Genomic DNA, 17,657 nt, shown 5'->3' on the forward strand with positions numbered 1-17,657 from the left:
ACGGTTATAATGTTTTCCCTGGTGTTGGCCGAATTGGCATCCCTTACCAAATGAGATTGGTAAGGGTTTTTTTTGTTTATCATTCAGCCTGCTGCATCACCCGAGCTAATGTAATAGCACGGATAATCACCGCACGATCAACCTGTGGGTTATCACTTTCCAATAACTGCTGCCAAATAGCGATGGCCTGCGCGTATCTATCATGGGTAAAGTTATCAGCGGCTTGCAGCATTAGCGCAGTATATTGCATGGGATCTTTAGTCAAAGCCTGCTGTAACCAGTACGTCACATCACCCGTCATTTTTTGCCCTGACCGGTAATAGAACACCGTCGCTCGTGCAGCATCAAAGCGGGCACTGGCCCCCTGCAAACGTTCAGCCTGCTGCAAGGCGATCAATGCATCCTCAAATTCGTTACGATATAAATAATGTTGAGCTAAACTGTACCATCCATCCCCCTTATCGGGAGCCAGACGAATACGTTGTTGTAACCGAGATAGCGTGGGATCACTGCTCTGCTTATCGAGCATATTATTCAACCGCTGGGCTTCCTGTAGCCGCAAAGCCTCTTGCTGCACGGCGGTATAATGGCCCAATTGCCGGTATCCCAACATAATTAGCATCAGCACCACCAGGCTGAAGCCCAGTGGCCAGCGCCAGCTCAACCGACCATATTGCACCAGCCACGGCCACCACAAACTCACTACCACCAACAGCACCAGTATCGCCAGCCCTATCGATAGCACCATTATCGCGGCCCTCTCACACCTGAGACAGATTGCCGGCGTATCTTAAAAATCAACCCACCTAACACGCAGGCCAGCAACACCCCAGGCCCAAACCATAGCACCAGTGTGGCACTGCGCAACGGAGGACGATACCGAACAAAGTCCCCATAGCGCTGGGTCATTACGGCCATTATCTCCTGAGAGCTGTGTCCTGCTTCTACCAACTGATAGACCTCTAATCGCAAGTCTTGCGCTATCGGCGAGGTCGACTCCAGCAAGTTCTGATTTTGGCATTGAGGACAACGCAACTCCTGCGCCAATGCCAATGCTTGTTGCTGATGTTGCGGCGAACTAAAATGATAGGTATCCACCAGATCAGCCGCAACACCAGATGAAAAAACCAGTGATAACATCAGGAATAAAACTTTCATGGGGTTCCCACCCGCGTCCATTGCGCCAGTAGCGGCATAAACTGTTGTTGCCATATCTCTGTCGTCATTTCACCAGCATAGCGCTGGCGAATAATGCCATTTGCATCAATTAGCCAGGTCTCAGGTGTACCATATACCCCCATCGCCAGTGCTAATGTGCCATGCGGGTCATAAAGGTTCTTCTGATAAGGATTGCTGTAGCGCCGCAGAGTATTTAACGCCGCCTGACGGTCATCGCGGTAATTCAGACCATAGAACTGCACACCATGCAACGTCCCGGCTATCTGCCCCAGTAGGGCGAGCTCTTGCTTACAACTGGCACACCAACTGGCCCATACATTAATCACCGTCACCTTACCCAACAGTTGCTCTCGCGTTATGTTCTGCCCGGGCTGTTGCAATTCGGATAAAGAAAACGCGGGAAACGGCAGGTCTTGCTCGGCCAACTCGATACGATGCGGATCCCGCGTTAAGCCGCTATAAAGCAAGCAGCCCAGCAGTAAGGCAACCAGAGGGACAATCAACCAAGGCCAACGTTGTTTCATTTATCCCCCGCGAGGTCGCTAACAGGGTGGATTCTGCGCCATAGCGCCAATAAACCACCAACTACCATCATCAGTGCGCCCCCCCAAATCCAACTGACCATCGGTTTATGGGACAAACGTACGCTATACTCCCCCGCGCCCAAACTATCCCCCAGAACCACATAAAAGTCCGCCAGGGGGCTACTGGCTATCGCCGGCTCTATCATCAACATTCCCCGCGCCGTATAGTGCCGCCGCTCCGGTAACAATGTGGTTAACGCTTGCCCATTCTGGCTGACCACAATATGCGCCTGCTCACTGGTATAGTTTGGGCCGACCACCAATTCAGTTTGACGATAGGTAAACTGATAACCGGCCAGTGTGACCTGACTGCCTGGCGCCATACGTCGCCCCTGCTCGACGGTGTAATATGAAGCAAACAGCATTCCCAGCAGGCTGACCGCAACGCCACCGTGTATCAACCATAAATTGCCACGTATCTTTGGCGCAAATAATGGCGCGAACAACGGCCAGATAGCCAGAGTGACACCTATCAGCATCCCCACCTGCCACGGTGACTCGAATAGACCTAAACTGAGCAACCCACCGCAGATAGCTAATACAGCAGGTACGACAAGACGCCAGCCATTGATTTTGTGGCTTTGCCGCCAATCGGCAAACGGCGTTATGCCCATCAGCAATAGCAACAACAGCACAAAAGGTGTCAGGGTTTGATTAAAATAGGGCGCACCAACAGACAGTGATCCTAACCCCAGCACACTGAAAATTAATGGATACAATGTGCCAATCAATACGGTTACCGCAGCAATGCTGAGCAGCACCATTGCCGCCAGCAGTAATGACTCCAGTGAGAAGAGGTTGAAAGCAGCAGGGCGATTGTTGCCCCGCACCCGCAGGGCAAATAGCGTCAATGAACTCAACGTCACTATGCCAAACAGCGCCAGTAAAGCCTCACCGCGCGCCGTATCAACAGCAAAAGCGTGAACTGAGGTCAACACCCCAGAGCGCACGATAAAAGTGCCTAACAAGCAGAGTTGAAATGTCACCAGCGACAGCAAAATGCCCCAATGATGATATAAGCCCCGTTTCTCAATAACAGCCAGAACATGTAACAGTGCAGTTGCGGTGAGCCATGGCAGTAATGACGCATTTTCAACCGGGTCCCAGAACCACCAGCCGCCCCACCCCAACTCGCTGTATGCCCACCATGCCCCCAACAAAATGCCAAACGTGAGAAAACTCCAGGCAGCCAATACCCAGGGACGGCAGTAGTGCACACTATTATTGCCATTGCGGCCTGCAAGCAATGCCGAAACGGCGAAAGCAAAACTAACGGCAAAACCGCTATACCCCAGATACAGCAAGGGTGGATGAAATATCAGCGCCAGATCCTGCAACATTGGATTTAAATCACGCCCCTGCGCCAACGTCGGGAACAATCGCTCAAAAGGATTGGAGAAAAAGAGGATAAAAACACTCAGGATAAGCAGTAGCCCCCCCATCACTGCCAACGCGCGAGCAAAAAAACGCAGCGGAAAATGACGGCGAAAAAGCGTCAACGCGGTGCTCCACAGGCTCAGAGCAAACAGCATAAACAACAAGGAGCCTTCATGCCCGCCCCAGATTGCCGCAACCTTATAAAATAGAGGAAGCTGGCTATTGCCGTGTTGTGCCACATAAAGCAGAGAAAAATCATCGCTAACAAAGCACCAACCCAGTAACAACAGTGCCAGTGTAATGAATAAGGTCACGGCGTAACTGAACGACGGTAACCAATACAACAAAGCCAATCGCCGCCGATGGAGAGCAATAACAGGCACAACAGTGAGCAGCAGCGCCAATGACGCAGCCACCAACAGTGACAACAGCCCCAACTCACCTACCATACATTTTCACCCATCACCGGTTCGCCTCCTCACACAACCGTCATCTGACCGGCATAAAGAATAAAGAAACGTAAAACCAATACGCCAAACAGACTCAAGCCGGATACCGTCACTAGAAATGAGACCCGATGGCGCATTCCATGGCTACAAAAACGGTTTAAAACTAATGGCAGCACCATGCCGCAACCGATAACCCAGAACCAAAACATCGCGGCCCAAAAACCACCGCCCAACGCGACAGCGACCGCGACTTCTTTCTGACCACCGCCGAACCACAGCCCGGTGAAGAATGCCAGCAGCAGAAATAGCTCCAACCACACCACCGGTTTTTCCAACCGATGAACAAATGCCAGTGCCGGGCTATCTATGGGTTCTTTAAAAAAGGTCACCGCGCACAACACCATGGCAGCAATACCCGAAGAAACACCGGAGAACAGAAATAACACCGGCAATACCGGATTATTCAACAAGGGGTAACTCTTCAGGGCCGATAACAGGAAGCCGGTATATGCCCCCAACGCCACAGCCAGAAACATCATCAATGGTTCCAACTTGCGTTCAATCGGTGCCAGTTTATGCAGCACCGTGCCAACCCAATTCAATTTGCGGTAAGGCTGTAATAATGCCGTCAGCCCATGGCGAAATATCACCGCCAGCCAGACCAACAGCACCACCATATAAATTTGAAACAGCATGACACCCAATGACATAACCGAGCTGGTACTGTAGAAAAACATCAGCTTCCAAAAAGTCCACGGCCGGGTAAGGTGCAGTATCAAAATAAACAACCCCATAATCACCGCTAAGGGCGCAATCATAGCGGTCGATTTAACTAACCCACTGCGCGCCGCCTCACCGCCCAGAACCCGTTGCTTAACCAATAGGCTAACTACCACCATGCCCGCCGATACTCCTATCAAAAACAGATAGATGGCTATCGGCCAATCCCACACTAACGAGGCAAAATGAAACGGGGTATTCAGTTCAGGATTCATCCGGTTATCTCCCCATACTGAAAGGGAACACGATACAATTTCGGTTGTGTCCCAAGATGTAACTTGGCGCGATACACAGTGCGCTGATGCAATAATTTCACCAGTTCACTGTTAGGGTCGTCCAAATTGCCAAAGATGAGTGCCTTGGTTGGGCACGACAAGACACAGGCGGGCTGTTTACCCTGCTTTAGATTAGTTTTCCGACAAAAATCGCATTTATCGGCAGTTTTCGTCACCGGATGGATAAAGCGCACCCGGTACGGACAGGCGGCGATACAGTACTGGCACCCTACGCAGAGGTCGGGATCGACATCAACAATCCCAGTCCCGCTATCGCGATATGAGGCTCCGGTTGGGCAAACATCGACACAGGGTGCCTTATCGCAATGCTGGCAGGAGTGACGATAGAACTGATATTTTACGGCAGGAAACTCACCGATCGGTTGGCTACGGATGATGTTTAACCGTGAGACCCCAGCGGGTACATGATTAACCTCACGGCAAGCATCCATACAGGCCGTGCAGCCAATACAACGGGTTTCATCATGTAGCATCCCGTAACGAATGCCATCAACAGTGCCGCTGAGTGCCAGTGAACGTCCAGCAGAACCAGTCAGGAAAATCAGCGCCCCCATACTGGCGATAAAGTGACGACGGTTCGTATTCATGGTGTTTCCTTCGATATCAGCTCCTGCTGACGGCGATGACAGTCAACACAGAGTTTGACCCGCCCTTTATCGTCAAGGTCATGCATCGGGTCGGTTTTAGGATGCAACTGATGACAACTGACACAAGAAAGCTTCAACATGTGCACATCATGGGGCCAGAACGCCTCGCGTAATTTCTCCGGCAGATGGCAACTCATACAGACACTGTTTTGTTGTGAGACGCTGTACATCGCTTTATCGGCATTAAACATATCGCGGTTAAAACGCATCACATCTTTAATACCATTACGGTGCAGCACCGATGCCTGCCCATGGCAGTTGGTACAGGTTAAGGCCAACTGTGTATTCGGATTTACCGCGCCAGCATGTTTGCCATGCAACTCATCTTTTTGTTCTTTATGACATTGGATGCAAGCAGCATCCGGGTTGCGCTGCGGCTCAACAATATGGCGCGACGCGGGCATTTTCGCCGTCGTGTTCGGTGTTGTGGCGAGAGTGGGCAGCGTGCACAGAATCAACACTACCAGCAGCGCGGCTGAACCGAATGAACGTAAAACGCGCATAATTATTCCACCTTTGCTATGGCCCCAATCTGGGGCCGTTTGTCTCTGGAATAGATCCGGTGAGCGTATTGTCACACCGGAACGCCTCTTACTGGCTCAACCGGCCCGCTTTTCTGGCTTGATCATCCCAGGCTGGTACCACTTGTTGCAGAAACTCCTGCTTCTCGCGGTTCAGCTTATCCATATCCATTCCCAGCGCTTTCTGGGCATTGAGTTTGGTCGAAATATCCGGCAGCGGAATTTCGTGGCTAATCCCTTTTGTCGCCAGCAGACGTGCAAGTTTGGTACGGGCATCGGCAGCTTTATTCAACGCGCCCCCCAATACACGCAGACCAACATCCGGTGCATGCATATGAATACCGTGGGAAGCAATGGCATAATCCCAGCGCCATTGGGCATGGCGGATATCTTGCAGAATAGGTTTCATTTCTTGTTCGGTTGCCCCGGCATCCCAAGCAGCTTTTGCCTCGTAATGTGCGTGAACCAGTTGTTTCTCAACATTCAGTTTTAACTCCTGAATGCTGGCTTTGCGTTCAGCAACAATATCTTGCAAGGTTTTTTTATCCTGGGTATGGCAGTTAACACAGGTAGTTTCAAAGCTATCAAACGGGTTGCGGATCTGGTGGTCGGTATACACCTTACCTGCCGCATTTTGGATTTTCGGCATATGGCAATCGATACAACTGACATTATTTTTACCGTGGATCCCCGCACGCCAGGTTTCATACTCAGGATGCTGGGCTTTCAACATCGGGGTTTTTGACAGCGGATGAACCCAATCAGAGAAAGCGATTTCATCGTAATACTTCTCCATTGACACCACATCCGTGCCTTGATCCCATGGGAATTTCACCGCTTTATCTTTACCGGCGAAGTGGTACTCAACATGGCACTGGCTGCACACCATGGATTGTTGATCCAGGCGGCTGGCATGTTCGAAAGGTTTATTGATAGATTGCAAAGCACGCTCAGCATAGGGCCGGGAGAGGACTAAAGCTGGCTTCCCGGCAGCAAAATCAGCAGAAGCGGTATTATGGCAATCGGCACACCCCAACTGATTGACGACTTCCGGGCCACCTCTGGCCCAAGTCCCTTTGAAATACCCCTCTTCACCTTGTTCATTGATCAAGCGGGCAACATCCGGGCTTTTACAGCTCCAGCAGGCCATCGGCAAGGGGCCATCCTCTGCGGTTTTCGGTGCTGCGGTACGTAAGGTTTCCCGCACATCAGTGACAGCATAATAGTGCCCACGAGGTTTGTTATAATCTTTAGCAAACGGATATCCGGCCCAAAGGATCACCAAATTGGGGTCATCCGCCAGCGCATCTTCTCGTGGCCCACTCTCTTTGGTTTTCAACCATGAGGTAAATTGGTCAACATGCTGTTCGGCGAATTTATCGTTGCGGGCCTCAATCGGCGGCGTAGGTGCCGCCGACAAAGAAAATACCGCGCCTATTGCCAAAAGAACCATTATCCCTACCAACACCTGTCTTATAAATTTGCTCACAATATTTACTCCAGTGTGTTTTTCCATACCGGACGCTATCAGTGCCCGCACCAGATGGTTTTTTTATTTTTAAACCCGCAATCAGGTGAGAAATAGCGAGCCAGGAGGCGAAGCATGACTGATATCAACCTGTGGGTTAGGCAGATAGTAAGGAGGATTTGCAGCAAATGATTTGTAGTAGTAAGAATGCTTGTTTTAGATCAAACAATTTTTGTGTGGGTATTCGCTTTTATGAACCAGCTCAAAAAAAAAGCATCTCATCGATCAATTTTTACATAAAAGTCAATCATATACCTCTTTATAGGTATACCAAGACCATTAGACCTCCTCGCTACGTAAATATAAGGGCTATCAGTTTCACAACTCACTTCAACCGCCAAGATATAGGTAGCCAGCAACCACAACACCATCAGGCAAGCGAGTATCACTTGCACCATAACTTTCGATTTATTTCGAATTGACATTTTATTTGCTATCGATCACAAATAAAACAAATGCAATGGGAGAAAAAGGCGTGTTAGTTCGTTTCCACGGTGGAGCAACGCTGCCGGAGAAAGCATTATCGATAGGGTCTGTGGGGCAAAATACCCTTTGTTTGGGATAAGTAACTGGGAAAAAAACAAGAGGATAAAGAGAAATGATGGCGGAGGAGGAGAGATTCGAACTCTCGAACGGTTACCCGTCGACGGTTTTCAAGACCGTTGCCTTCAGCCACTCGGCCACCCCTCCGCAACGAGCCGAACTATAAACAGAGCTCTGCCGCTTGTAAAGCCTGTTTGTGCTTAATTGACCAAAAAATCCGCTAGCTGATTGTCGAGTGCTGAATTTATCGTCATCCCTTATGCTAACTGGCCATTAGGCGTACAGCAGCCGGTTTATTTACTCTCGCACAGATGGCTCCTCACCAAATAACAGCAGAGACTGCTTTGGGGTAGTGGCAAATATTTGCTAAATTAGCGGCCGTTTCATTGATTGAATTACCGAGGTTGTATGTTGGAGTTTGAAGGCCGGGTTATTGATACCGATGCACAGGGTTATCTGAAAAATAGCGCGGACTGGAGCGAGGCTTTAGCGCCCATACTGGCTGAACAGGAAGAGATTATACTCACTGAACCGCATTGGGAAGTGGTGCGCTTTGTGCGTGCATTTTATCAAGAATTCAATACATCACCTGCAATCCGCATGCTGGTAAAGGCCATGGCACAAAAGTATGGTGAAGAGAAAGGTAATAGCCGATATCTCTATCGTTTATACCCCAAAGGGCCAGCAAAGCAAGCAACCAAAATTGCAGGATTACCCAAACCCGTTAAGTGTATTTAACGGCAGATAGCAGTATTTAATGATGGATAGCTGTGCTCTGGCACCGCTCGTGAGTTAATAGCGGATTTTAAATTTTTCAAACGCGGTGCTCGGATAAGGTTCTGTCAGCAGGCGATCCACCCGCGCACCGCGTGGCCCCCCCTGCTTAATCCACTCAAGCAGGTGTTCAACCGCATTTTGCTCGCCGTAAGCCACCACCTCCACACTGCCATCATCACAATTTTTAGCGTAACCCGTTACACCCAGCGCTTGTGCCTGACGTTGCGTGCTATAGCGGAAACCCACGCCCTGAACAACGCCGTAAACATAGGCGGCAGTGCATACTTTTGGCATATAGACTCCTCATCTACGTGATAATTTGCATTTTCCGGCTCATACTCCGACAATACCGCTCTTTTTTACCTAGCTGGCAGCAACCTAATTATGACCGTAAGCCTGATTCTTGCCAAAGGACGTGAAAAGTCCTTACTTCGTCGCCATCCGTGGATCTTCTCTGGGGCCGTTCAACGCCTTGAGGGGAGTGCCCTGCCCGGTGAAACCCTCGATATCCTTGATAGCCAGGGTAAATGGCTGGCCCGTGCCGCCTACTCTCCTGAATCACAAATTTTGGCACGAGTCTGGACGTTCCAACAAGATGAAGTTATTGACCGCGAGTTCTTCATCCGCCGTCTACAGCAAGCGCAGAGCTGGCGTGATTGGCTGGCAAAGCGTGATGGTTTGAACGGCTATCGCCTGATCGCCGGTGAGTCTGATGGCCTGCCGGGTATCACCATAGACCGCTTCCAGAACTTTCTGGTATTGCAGTTACTGTCGGCCGGCGCTGAATATCAGCGGGAAACACTGGTTAGTGCCTTACAACATTGTTACCCAGAATGCTCTATTTATGACCGCTCCGATGTTTCCGTGCGTAAAAAAGAAGGCTTACCTCTGACGCAAGGGACAATCAGCGGTGAAATGCCGCCTGACCTGCTGCCAATAACCGAAAACGGCATGCAACTGTTGGTTGATATTCAGCACGGCCATAAAACAGGATTTTATTTAGATCAGCGCGATAGCCGCCTGGCGGCGCGTAACTACGCCGATGGTCGCCGTGTTCTGAACTGTTTCTCTTATACCGGTGCCTTTGCTGTCGCAGCGCTGATGGGAAATTGTAAGCAAGTTATCAGCGTTGATACCTCACAAGCTGTACTGGATATAGCCAAACAAAACATTGAACTCAACCAGTTGGATTTGAGCAAAACCGAATTCATTCGGGATGATGTGTTCCAATTGCTGCGTAACTACCGCACGCAAGGGGAAAAGTTTGACATGATCATTATGGACCCACCGAAGTTTGTGGAGAACAAAAGTCAGTTGGCAAGTGCGTGTCGTGGCTACAAAGATATTAATATGTTAGCGATACAATTATTGCGCCCAGGCGGGATCTTGTTAAGTTTCTCCTGCTCTGGTTTGATGCCAACAGATTTATTCCAGAAAATTTTGGCCGATGCTGCGTTAGATGCAGGGCATGATATACAATTTATAGAACAGTTCCGTCAGGCAGCGGATCACCCGGTTATCGCGACATATCCAGAAGGTCTGTACCTGAAAGGGTTCGCGTGCCGGATAGTATGACTTGAAATGCCCTACACTGCCCTCATATAGAAGACAGAGTAATGTTTCTCAGGAGGTTATCATGATTGCCAGCAAATTTGGTATTGGGCAGCAGGTCCGCCACAGCCTACACGGCTATTTGGGTGTAGTGATTGATATCGATCCTGAATATTCTCTCGAGCCACCGGAACCTGATGAGGTTGCAAACAACGCTATGCTGCGTTCGTCACCTTGGTATCACGTGGTTATTGAGGATGATGAGGGGCAACCGATACATACCTATCTAGCTGAAGCGCAACTAACCTATGAAGATATGGATGCTCACCCAGAGCAACCTTCATTGGATGAACTGGCGGCGTCCATCCGCCATCAGCTACAGGCTCCGCGTCTACGCAACTAAATCTTGAGATTTATCGATAAAACCCGGCGCTTAGTACCGGGTTTTTTATCGCCAAAATTAGCAACGCCGCGTATCACTGTTTTTCTAATCCCAGGCGCGGTATTTCAATCTTCGGACAACGATCCATCACCACCTTTATTCCCGCATCTGCCGCCAAGGTAGCCGCCAACTCATTAATAACACCAATTTGTAACCACAGAACCTTGGCGCCGATAGCAATAGCATCTTGCGCAACGCCGTATGCAGCCTCAGCATTACGGAAAACATCCACCATATCGATAGCATGAGGAATATCCGCCAGTTCTGCATATGCCTGCTGGCCCAATAATGATTTCCCCGCCAATTTAGGGCTAACAGGCGTGACTTGATACCCCTGCTGTAGCAGATAAGCCATAACACCATAACTTGGCCGCGATGGGTTATCACTCGCCCCGACTAATGCAATTGTTTTTACCTGTTGGAGAATGTCAGCAATGTCTTTATCGTGCATTTTTCAGTTCCTCTGATGCGCTAAAAGAATATCCCAATCCATGTGCACCCGGAGGGATACTACCAATATTAGGCGATCCTCTAAGTGTACATCATGGGGAAAATGGATCATAAATGCGGTCAGATTGATTTGGTTTAAGAGATGTCGCAGTAATTACTGTTAGAGTGCCGGCTTTATCCTTATAATTCATCAGGATAAAAACGTCATATTTATACTGAACATTTCAAAAAGTAAATAAATGTGGGCGAACGGAAAGACTTTGACACATAATCTAGCCTGTCTGACAATGTACGCGGATATCACCCTCAGGAGCAGCACATGAAATTTGGTCTGGTGGTCGTAGGGATTTTGGCCGTTTGCTGTAGTGCTTCAGCTATCGCCACGACCTTAAAACTCGCGCCGGAAATTGACCTGTTGGTGGTCGATGGGAAAAATATGTCAGGATCCTTGCTAAAAGGAGCCGATAGCTTGGAATTAAACAGCGGTCAGCATCAAATTCTGTTCAAAGTGGCTAAACCACTGCCAGCCGATCCGAAAGTGTTGTATGCCTCTCCGCCATTAGTGGTGGTGTTTAATACCCGCAATGTTCGTTCAGTCGCCATAAAATTACCGGCCATTGATACCGAACGAGATGGGCATAAGTTTTCTAAAAACCCGGTATATCAGCTTATTGGGGATAATGGCCGCCCATTATCTGTACGTCACGATGTATTACATCAGGACAATCTCAACACTGCCAGCACACTTGAAACTGCAATGGCCAGTTATAATGTTGGCCAATTTAGTGCTTCAGTTCCCTCTTTTGCCACCATTCCACCTTCAACTGTGAGTGCGGTGCCGGGGACCACTATTGCCGTGGCAGGGACAAATACCGCGCAGAATACCACCAGCCTGCAAGGGGAAAATGTTGCCGAACAGATGCTGCAATATTGGTTCCTGCAAGCCAACGCCGAAACTCAACAACGCTTCCTACTCTGGGCTAAAAAGCAACCGGGCAAATGATCCGTTTACGATAAGGCGGTTCTTAAACATCAGGTTATGCTTGTTTCCTCGCATTTCTTTGCGTTACCGCTATGCACAAAATCTCCGTTTCAGTAATCTGTTAGCAAACCGCTAGCATTTATTGAAGGATATATTGATGGAACTGACTACCCGCACTATTGCGGTACGCAAGCATATTGCCCTTGTTTCCCACGATCACTGCAAAAAATCGCTGCTCGAATGGGTTATGGAAAACAAACAACTGCTGTCCCAGCACGAACTTTATGCCACAGGTACCACCGGAAACCTGGTACAAAAAGCCACCGGCATTGACGTTAACTGTTTACTAAGTGGTCCGATGGGGGGAGATCAAGAAGTGGGTGCGCTGATATCGGAGAAAAAAATCGATATTTTGATTTTCTTCTGGGACCCGTTGAATGCTGTGCCGCATGATCCCGATGTGAAAGCCCTACTACGTCTGGCAACAGTCTGGAATATACCTGTCGCCACCAACCGCTCGACCGCAGACTTCTTAATTGGTTCTAACTTGTTTAGCAGCGAAGTTACCATCGCAATCCCTGATTATGATCATTACTTAAAACAGCGACTGCAATAAGCATTATGCCCGGTGCCACAACCACCGGGCGGAATGTATGCGATAGCTCAGTTAAGGTTTACGCTGAACTGGAACACCTAACTCGCTAAGTTGCTTAACAAAAATAGAGGGTTTTGCTGTATCTTGCAGTAACCAGACTTGGTGCTTCGCACGAGTCATTGCGACATATAATAAACGCCGCTCCTCTGCATCTGGGAAATCTTCCGGTGCCGGTAACAGCACATCTTCCACAATTGATTCCCGCGCTACTGCCGGAAAACCATCATTACCTTCATGTAGCCCTGCAATAATCACATAGTCGGCTTGCTGCCCTTTGCTGGCATGAATAGTCATAAAATCAATCGTCAGTTTTGGCCAGCGAGTTGCCGCTTTTTGCAAAATCTCAGGCCGTAAATGGTGATAGCGGGCCAAAATCAAAATACGCTCATCATCCTTAACAAAACCGCTTAATTTATCCAGTAAGGTGTCAAGCTGTTGGTCCGGCAAAATGATGACTGACTTTTTGTTACCTTTACTCAAGCTGTTAAGTGGCTTTTTCAATTGATGTGGGTTTTGCTGAATAAACCGGTTCGCAATTTCACCGATCCTATCATTAAAGCGGTAAGTGGTATCCAATGCACATTCAGCCCCTTCACCGAAGTACTGGCTAAAAGCTGTAGTGAGCGAGAGCTGCGCGCCACTAAACCGATAAATCGCCTGCCAATCATCACCCACCGCAAATAAGCAGGTTTGCTTATTTTGTTTGCGCAGTGCTGCCAGCAGCATAGCGCGTTGCGGTGAGATATCCTGAAACTCATCCACCAAAATATGCTTCCACGGACTAACAAAACGCCCTTTCTCCAGTAAGTTAACTGCCTGATGAATCAAGCCGGAGAAATCAACCGCACCTTCTTCTTTCAACGCCGTTTTCCACGCTTTCAATAACGGTGCCATTAACCGTATACGTTTCTGGAAGAGATCACGCACTTCTTCATCAGCCTGCTCAATCATTTCGGCTTGACTACCACCGTGCATTCGCATCAGCCCTACCCAACGCTCCAGCCGCCCCGCCAATCTGGCTGCTAAACGTTTATCTTGCCAAAACTCACCCTCATCAACCTCCCACTCAAGCTCATCAGTTAGCCATTCACGCCACCCTTTTGCCTGCGCTTTTTTCTCACTACACTGCTGTTGCCAATTCTTAATCAGTAACGACCTTCTGGCCTGGCTGTCTGATTCTAATTTACTGATTAGTGGTGTTTTACGGCTGCCTTGCTGGATAATCTGCAATGCCAGTGCATGGAAGGTTTTAGCCTGAATATCATCCACAGCTAACCGTTGCTTAATGCGATGATTCATCTCGTCAGCCGCCTGACGGCCAAATGCGAGCAGTAAAATCTGCTCCGGCAATGCTTCATTACGGCGTAACAACCAACCGGCACGGGCTACCAGCACTGATGTTTTACCACTGCCGGCACCTGCCAGAACTAATACCGAGTCTTCGCCATTAACCACCGCCCGGCTTTGCGATTCATTCAGGGGGGAGGTTTCTACACTTTGGAAGAAATCTTGATGCTCTTCCAACATTCGGTTGGTCCATTGCTGATTCCGGCGTTCTACACTGCGACTACCTTGCTGCAACCAGCGCAAACAGATTTCATAATCTGCACGACAGGTCTCAAATTCGTTCAACCGCGGCACCGGTATCGGCAATGAGGCGAAAGCCTCGCGAATAGAGTGCTGCACCTGTCCTAACTCACTGCGTTTAAACCATTTATCCTGTTGCTCAATCCGCTTGATTGATCCCACTTGTTTATGTAAAACCTCAACACAAACCAAGCTCATCTCTTCACTCCATTGCTGCCAGATGCCCAGTAAATGTTGATAGAAACGTTGAGTTTCCTGCCATTCGGTGCCATGTAAACGGACAACTTGTTGGTCTGGCAATTCAAATTCCAGTTCGCCCCAGACAATACCGCGCTTACATTCAATGTTAACCAACTGGTTAAAAGGAATCAGGTACTGATGTTTATCACCGCATACTTCGATGCCAGCATTGAGCAAGCGCACCCGATTGTAAGGGTGCTGAGCCAAATGCTTGCCAAAAGATGTCGCTTTAAGTTCCATATCTGCGCGCCATTACTCGTATTAAGTGAATTGAAATAACACAATGGAGTGTAAATAAAATAATTGAGTTTAAACAACAGGTATCCGATAGTTGACAACGGAAACTAACCCGCCCTATTCATATAGAATGGTTAGCGTTTGTTATCACTCATCCGCGTTGCGGTTTTTTTATTCAGCTAGGCAGATAAATCACTATGCGTACTGTACTGAATATTCTTAATTTTGTTTTAGGTGGTTTCTTCACCACACTGGGCTGGCTATTCGCCACAGTCGTCAGTGTCGTTCTGATTTTTACCTTACCATTAACGCGCTCTTGCTGGGAAATTACCAAATTATCATTTCTTCCTTATGGCAATGAGGCGATCCATGTCAATGAATTATACCCAGAAAAAAGTAATGCTCTGATAACTGCCGGCGGCTCGTTACTGAATATTGTCTGGTTCATTTTATTTGGTTGGTGGCTGTGTTTATCCCATATCGCCACAGGGATTGTGCAATGCATAACCATCATTGGGATCCCGGTCGGTATTGCCAATTTTAAAATTGCTGCTATTGCTTTGTGGCCCGTGGGCCGCCGTGTCGTTTCAGTCGAAATGGCACAGCAAGCGAGAATGGCTAACGCTCAACGCCAATATCAGCAACGCTGAATTTTCAGTTTTAGAGGTTTTTTGTGCTCACTTTCGTCACTGGTTTACGCCGTTATGTCTACAATAGTAGCCTGCTTTATCATGCCCGTATTTTTATCGCGTTGGCGGGAGTAACGGCGGTTCCGTGGTGGATTGGTCAGCCCAAACTGACAATTCCGTTAACACTCGGTGTCGTCGCGGCAGCACTTACTGATCTTGATGACCGCCTGACAGGGCGGTTACGCAATTTATTCATTACGCTGATCTGTTTTTTTGTCGCCTCCGCATCGATAGAGTTGTTATTTCCTTATCCCTGGTTTTTTGCCCTCGGTCTGACCTTTTCAACCTGTGGTTTTATTCTGTTGGGGGCTTTGGGACAACGCTATGCAACAATTGCCTTTGGCGCATTGCTAATTGCTATCTACACCATGTTGGGTACCTCGATGTACCATATCTGGTACCAACAGCCGCTACTGCTGCTGCTCGGAGCTGTTTGGTATAACGTACTGACCTTGTGCGGACACCTTATTTTCCCTATCCGCCCCTTGCAGGATAATCTAGCTCGTTGCTACCAGCAGCTTGCTCACTATTTGGAAGCAAAAGCTAATCTCTTCGATCCTGACATCGAATCTGATGTCGACCAGCCGCTTATTGATGTGGCGATGGCCAACGGCACACTGGTATCAACCTTAAATCAGGCCAAAGCCTCACTGGTGACTCGCTTGAAAGGTGATCGGGGCCAGCGTGGAACCAGACGGACACTTCACTACTATTTTGTCGCGCAAGATATTCATGAACGCGCTAGCTCGTCACATGTCCAATATCAGGTTCTACGAGAGAAATTCCGTTACAGCGACGTGCTATTCCGCTTTCAGCGCTTACTGAGTATGCAAGCCAGAGCCTGCCTGCAACTTTCGCAATCCATTCTGATGAGACAAAAGTATCAACATGATCCTCGCTTCGAGCGAGCCTTTACGTTTTTAGATGCGGCACTGGCCAGAGAACTCGCGCAAAACGAGAATATCCCACAAGTTAAAGCCCTTTCCCACTTACTGAGAAATTTACGGGCTATTGATGCCCAATTGGCGGGGATTGAATCCGAACAAGTATTAGCCGAAGGCCCTCAGCCCGAGAGCCGTTTGTCTGACGACCACATTACCGGATGGAGTGATATCAAGCTGCGTATCAGCCGCCATCTCACCCCACAATCTGCACTATTTCGCCACGCAGTTCGTATGTCAGTGGTGTTATGTCTCGGTTATGCGTTTATTCAACTAACAGGCATGCGCCACGGCTATTGGATCCTACTGACCAGTCTTTTTGTCTGCCAACCTAACTATAATGCGACGCGCCGCCGCCTTGCATTGCGCATAATTGGCACACTGGCGGGTATTCTTATTGGTTTGCCTATCCTGTATTTTGTGCCTTCCATTGAGGGGCAACTCATCCTTATTGTCATTACCGGGGTGCTATTTTTTGCTTTCCGTAATGTTCAGTATGCTCATGCAACGATGTTTATTACCCTGCTGGTTTTGCTCTGTTTTAACCTATTAGGGGAAGGATTTGAGGTTGCCGCACCTCGGGTATTTGATACCCTGCTAGGCTGTGCCATCGCCTGGGTAGCGGTGAGTTTTATCTGGCCGGATTGGAAGTTCCGCCACCTCCCAGCGGTGGTTCATAAAACGCTGAATGCCAACTGCCGCTATTTGGATGCAATTCTGGTGCAATACTATCAAGGCAAAGATAATAGCCTGCCCTACCGTATAGCCCGCCGTGATGCACATAATTGCGACGCGGAATTAGCCTCAGTGATCTCAAATATGTCTGCCGAACCCAAAAATGACAAAGAAACCCAGGAGGCAGCATTCCGATTGCTCTGTCTGAACCACACGATGCTGAGCTATATATCCGCGCTGGGTGCTCATCGAGAGAAACTGAGCAACACCGCCACCCTGAATCTGCTTAATGACGCGATTTGTTATGTCGAGGGGACACTTGAGCAAGAGCAGCCTGACTGCGCGAAAATGGCCCAGGTGCTAGCCAGCTTATCTACCCGGCTACAGAACTGTAATCCTGAGCCGGAGAGCAAAGACCAATTGGTTTTACAACAAATAGGTTTATTGCTTGAACTGTTACCTGAACTCAGTGAACTGAATAGGCACATCAGCCAGGCTAATTAAGATTGGGGCCATTCCCGATGGCC

At 48.7% G+C, this 17,657-nt stretch carries 18 protein-coding genes and 1 tRNA gene; 7 read left to right on the forward strand and 12 right to left on the reverse strand.

Annotated features, from left to right (window positions below; all coding sequences use genetic code 11):
• Positions 1-79 precede the first annotated feature (79 nt).
• The 9 genes from Q2T71_RS12585 to Q2T71_RS12625 all read right to left on the reverse strand — a co-directional run bounded on the left by Q2T71_RS12585 (position 80) and on the right by Q2T71_RS12625 (position 8,051).
• Positions 80-748, reverse strand: coding sequence for a cytochrome C heme lyase (locus tag Q2T71_RS12585; RefSeq protein ID WP_372559300.1), 669 nt, complete (start codon positions 746-748; stop codon positions 80-82).
• Positions 748-1,158 carry a heme lyase NrfEFG subunit NrfF gene (nrfF, locus tag Q2T71_RS12590; RefSeq protein ID WP_372559301.1) on the reverse strand — a complete coding sequence of 137 codons (411 nt, stop codon included), beginning with the start codon at positions 1,156-1,158 and terminating at the stop codon, positions 748-750. Before nrfF ends, Q2T71_RS12585 begins: the two co-directional genes overlap by 1 nt.
• Entirely contained in the window at positions 1,155-1,703 is a 549-nt protein-coding gene (locus Q2T71_RS12595) for a DsbE family thiol:disulfide interchange protein (protein WP_372559302.1), read from the reverse strand. Before Q2T71_RS12595 ends, nrfF begins: the two co-directional genes overlap by 4 nt.
• Positions 1,700-3,589 carry a heme lyase CcmF/NrfE family subunit gene (locus Q2T71_RS12600; protein ID WP_372559303.1) on the reverse strand — a complete coding sequence of 630 codons (1,890 nt, stop codon included), beginning with the start codon at positions 3,587-3,589 and terminating at the stop codon, positions 1,700-1,702. Before Q2T71_RS12600 ends, Q2T71_RS12595 begins: the two co-directional genes overlap by 4 nt.
• 29 nt (positions 3,590-3,618) lie before the next feature.
• Positions 3,619-4,584: a cytochrome c nitrite reductase subunit NrfD gene (gene nrfD, locus Q2T71_RS12605; protein WP_372559304.1), complete on the reverse strand. Its 966-nt coding sequence runs from the start codon at positions 4,582-4,584 to the stop codon at positions 3,619-3,621.
• Positions 4,581-5,252 (reverse strand): cytochrome c nitrite reductase Fe-S protein, encoded by a 672-nt coding sequence (gene nrfC / locus Q2T71_RS12610; protein ID WP_372559305.1) that lies wholly within the window; start codon positions 5,250-5,252, stop codon positions 4,581-4,583. The genes nrfD and nrfC overlap by 4 nt, the downstream gene beginning before the upstream one ends.
• Positions 5,249-5,815 carry a cytochrome c nitrite reductase pentaheme subunit gene (gene nrfB, locus Q2T71_RS12615; protein WP_372559306.1) on the reverse strand — a complete coding sequence of 189 codons (567 nt, stop codon included), beginning with the start codon at positions 5,813-5,815 and terminating at the stop codon, positions 5,249-5,251. Before nrfB ends, nrfC begins: the two co-directional genes overlap by 4 nt.
• Positions 5,816-5,903: 88 nt before the next feature.
• Entirely contained in the window at positions 5,904-7,286 is a 1,383-nt protein-coding gene (nrfA, locus tag Q2T71_RS12620; RefSeq protein ID WP_372559917.1) for an ammonia-forming nitrite reductase cytochrome c552 subunit, read from the reverse strand.
• A 677-nt stretch (positions 7,287-7,963) separates the two neighbouring features.
• A tRNA-Ser gene (locus Q2T71_RS12625) sits at positions 7,964-8,051 on the reverse strand.
• A 261-nt stretch (positions 8,052-8,312) separates the two neighbouring features.
• On the opposite strand from Q2T71_RS12625, the gene tusE reads away from it, so the two are divergent.
• Positions 8,313-8,642: a sulfurtransferase TusE gene (gene tusE / locus Q2T71_RS12630; protein ID WP_372559307.1), complete on the forward strand. Its 330-nt coding sequence runs from the start codon at positions 8,313-8,315 to the stop codon at positions 8,640-8,642.
• Positions 8,643-8,696: 54 nt separating this feature from the next.
• On the opposite strand, the gene yccX is transcribed toward tusE, so the two are convergent.
• Positions 8,697-8,975 carry an acylphosphatase gene (gene yccX, locus Q2T71_RS12635; RefSeq protein WP_372559308.1) on the reverse strand — a complete coding sequence of 93 codons (279 nt, stop codon included), beginning with the start codon at positions 8,973-8,975 and terminating at the stop codon, positions 8,697-8,699.
• Positions 8,976-9,065: 90 nt separating this feature from the next.
• Between yccX and rlmI the strand changes: the two genes are divergently transcribed.
• Positions 9,066-10,256 carry a 23S rRNA (cytosine(1962)-C(5))-methyltransferase RlmI gene (gene rlmI / locus Q2T71_RS12640; protein WP_083158479.1) on the forward strand — a complete coding sequence of 397 codons (1,191 nt, stop codon included), beginning with the start codon at positions 9,066-9,068 and terminating at the stop codon, positions 10,254-10,256.
• 61 nt (positions 10,257-10,317) lie between these two features.
• Entirely contained in the window at positions 10,318-10,635 is a 318-nt protein-coding gene (gene hspQ, locus Q2T71_RS12645; protein ID WP_083158478.1) for a heat shock protein HspQ, read from the forward strand.
• A 73-nt stretch (positions 10,636-10,708) separates the two neighbouring features.
• Here hspQ and Q2T71_RS12650 read toward each other — a convergent pair whose 3' ends face one another.
• On the reverse strand, positions 10,709-11,125 hold the full coding sequence (locus tag Q2T71_RS12650; protein ID WP_083158477.1) for a CoA-binding protein: 417 nt from the start codon (positions 11,123-11,125) through the stop codon (positions 10,709-10,711).
• Positions 11,126-11,443: 318 nt separating this feature from the next.
• Here Q2T71_RS12650 and Q2T71_RS12655 point away from each other — a divergent pair, with 318 nt between their 5' ends.
• The gene (locus tag Q2T71_RS12655) at positions 11,444-12,127 is read left to right on the forward strand and encodes a DUF2057 family protein (RefSeq protein WP_372559309.1); all 684 of its coding nucleotides are present in this window, start codon (positions 11,444-11,446) and stop codon (positions 12,125-12,127) included.
• A gap of 136 nt (positions 12,128-12,263) precedes the next feature.
• Positions 12,264-12,722, forward strand: a complete 459-nt coding sequence (locus Q2T71_RS12660) for a methylglyoxal synthase (RefSeq protein WP_083158476.1) — start codon at positions 12,264-12,266, stop codon at positions 12,720-12,722.
• A 51-nt stretch (positions 12,723-12,773) separates the two neighbouring features.
• Here the strand turns inward: Q2T71_RS12660 and helD are convergent, their stop codons facing one another.
• Complete coding sequence (helD, locus tag Q2T71_RS12665) at positions 12,774-14,828, reverse strand: DNA helicase IV (RefSeq protein ID WP_372559310.1); 2,055 nt, start codon at positions 14,826-14,828, stop codon at positions 12,774-12,776.
• Between the two features lie 194 nt (positions 14,829-15,022).
• Between helD and Q2T71_RS12670 the strand changes: the two genes are divergently transcribed.
• Positions 15,023-15,475, forward strand: coding sequence for a YccF domain-containing protein (locus Q2T71_RS12670; RefSeq protein WP_083158474.1), 453 nt, complete (start codon positions 15,023-15,025; stop codon positions 15,473-15,475).
• A gap of 23 nt (positions 15,476-15,498) precedes the next feature.
• Positions 15,499-17,634 carry a YccS family putative transporter gene (gene yccS / locus Q2T71_RS12675; protein ID WP_372559311.1) on the forward strand — a complete coding sequence of 712 codons (2,136 nt, stop codon included), beginning with the start codon at positions 15,499-15,501 and terminating at the stop codon, positions 17,632-17,634.
• The last annotated feature ends 23 nt before the right edge of the window (positions 17,635-17,657 follow it).

The sequence above is a fragment of the Yersinia sp. 1652 StPb PI genome, from assembly GCF_041538345.1.
GTDB classification, from domain to species: Bacteria; Pseudomonadota; Gammaproteobacteria; order Enterobacterales; family Enterobacteriaceae; genus Yersinia; species Yersinia enterocolitica_E.

Coding starts and splice junctions, on each gene's coding strand:
- hspQ (WP_083158478.1), top strand. CDS start 10,318: ATGATTGCCAGCAAATTTGGTATTGGGCAGCAGGTCCGCCACAGCCTA.
- Q2T71_RS12595 (WP_372559302.1), bottom strand. CDS start 1,703: ATGAAACAACGTTGGCCTTGGTTGATTGTCCCTCTGGTTGCCTTACTG.
- tusE (WP_372559307.1), top strand. CDS start 8,313: ATGTTGGAGTTTGAAGGCCGGGTTATTGATACCGATGCACAGGGTTAT.
- Q2T71_RS12600 (WP_372559303.1), bottom strand. CDS start 3,589: ATGGTAGGTGAGTTGGGGCTGTTGTCACTGTTGGTGGCTGCGTCATTG.
- rlmI (WP_083158479.1), top strand. CDS start 9,066: ATGACCGTAAGCCTGATTCTTGCCAAAGGACGTGAAAAGTCCTTACTT.
- Q2T71_RS12650 (WP_083158477.1), bottom strand. CDS start 11,125: ATGCACGATAAAGACATTGCTGACATTCTCCAACAGGTAAAAACAATT.
- nrfD (WP_372559304.1), bottom strand. CDS start 4,584: ATGAATCCTGAACTGAATACCCCGTTTCATTTTGCCTCGTTAGTGTGG.
- nrfB (WP_372559306.1), bottom strand. CDS start 5,815: ATGCGCGTTTTACGTTCATTCGGTTCAGCCGCGCTGCTGGTAGTGTTG.
- Q2T71_RS12660 (WP_083158476.1), top strand. CDS start 12,264: ATGGAACTGACTACCCGCACTATTGCGGTACGCAAGCATATTGCCCTT.
- yccX (WP_372559308.1), bottom strand. CDS start 8,975: ATGCCAAAAGTATGCACTGCCGCCTATGTTTACGGCGTTGTTCAGGGC.
- Q2T71_RS12670 (WP_083158474.1), top strand. CDS start 15,023: ATGCGTACTGTACTGAATATTCTTAATTTTGTTTTAGGTGGTTTCTTC.
- Q2T71_RS12655 (WP_372559309.1), top strand. CDS start 11,444: ATGAAATTTGGTCTGGTGGTCGTAGGGATTTTGGCCGTTTGCTGTAGT.
- Q2T71_RS12585 (WP_372559300.1), bottom strand. CDS start 748: ATGGTGCTATCGATAGGGCTGGCGATACTGGTGCTGTTGGTGGTAGTG.
- nrfA (WP_372559917.1), bottom strand. CDS start 7,286: ATGGTTCTTTTGGCAATAGGCGCGGTATTTTCTTTGTCGGCGGCACCT.
- helD (WP_372559310.1), bottom strand. CDS start 14,828: ATGGAACTTAAAGCGACATCTTTTGGCAAGCATTTGGCTCAGCACCCT.
- nrfC (WP_372559305.1), bottom strand. CDS start 5,252: ATGAATACGAACCGTCGTCACTTTATCGCCAGTATGGGGGCGCTGATT.
- nrfF (WP_372559301.1), bottom strand. CDS start 1,158: ATGAAAGTTTTATTCCTGATGTTATCACTGGTTTTTTCATCTGGTGTT.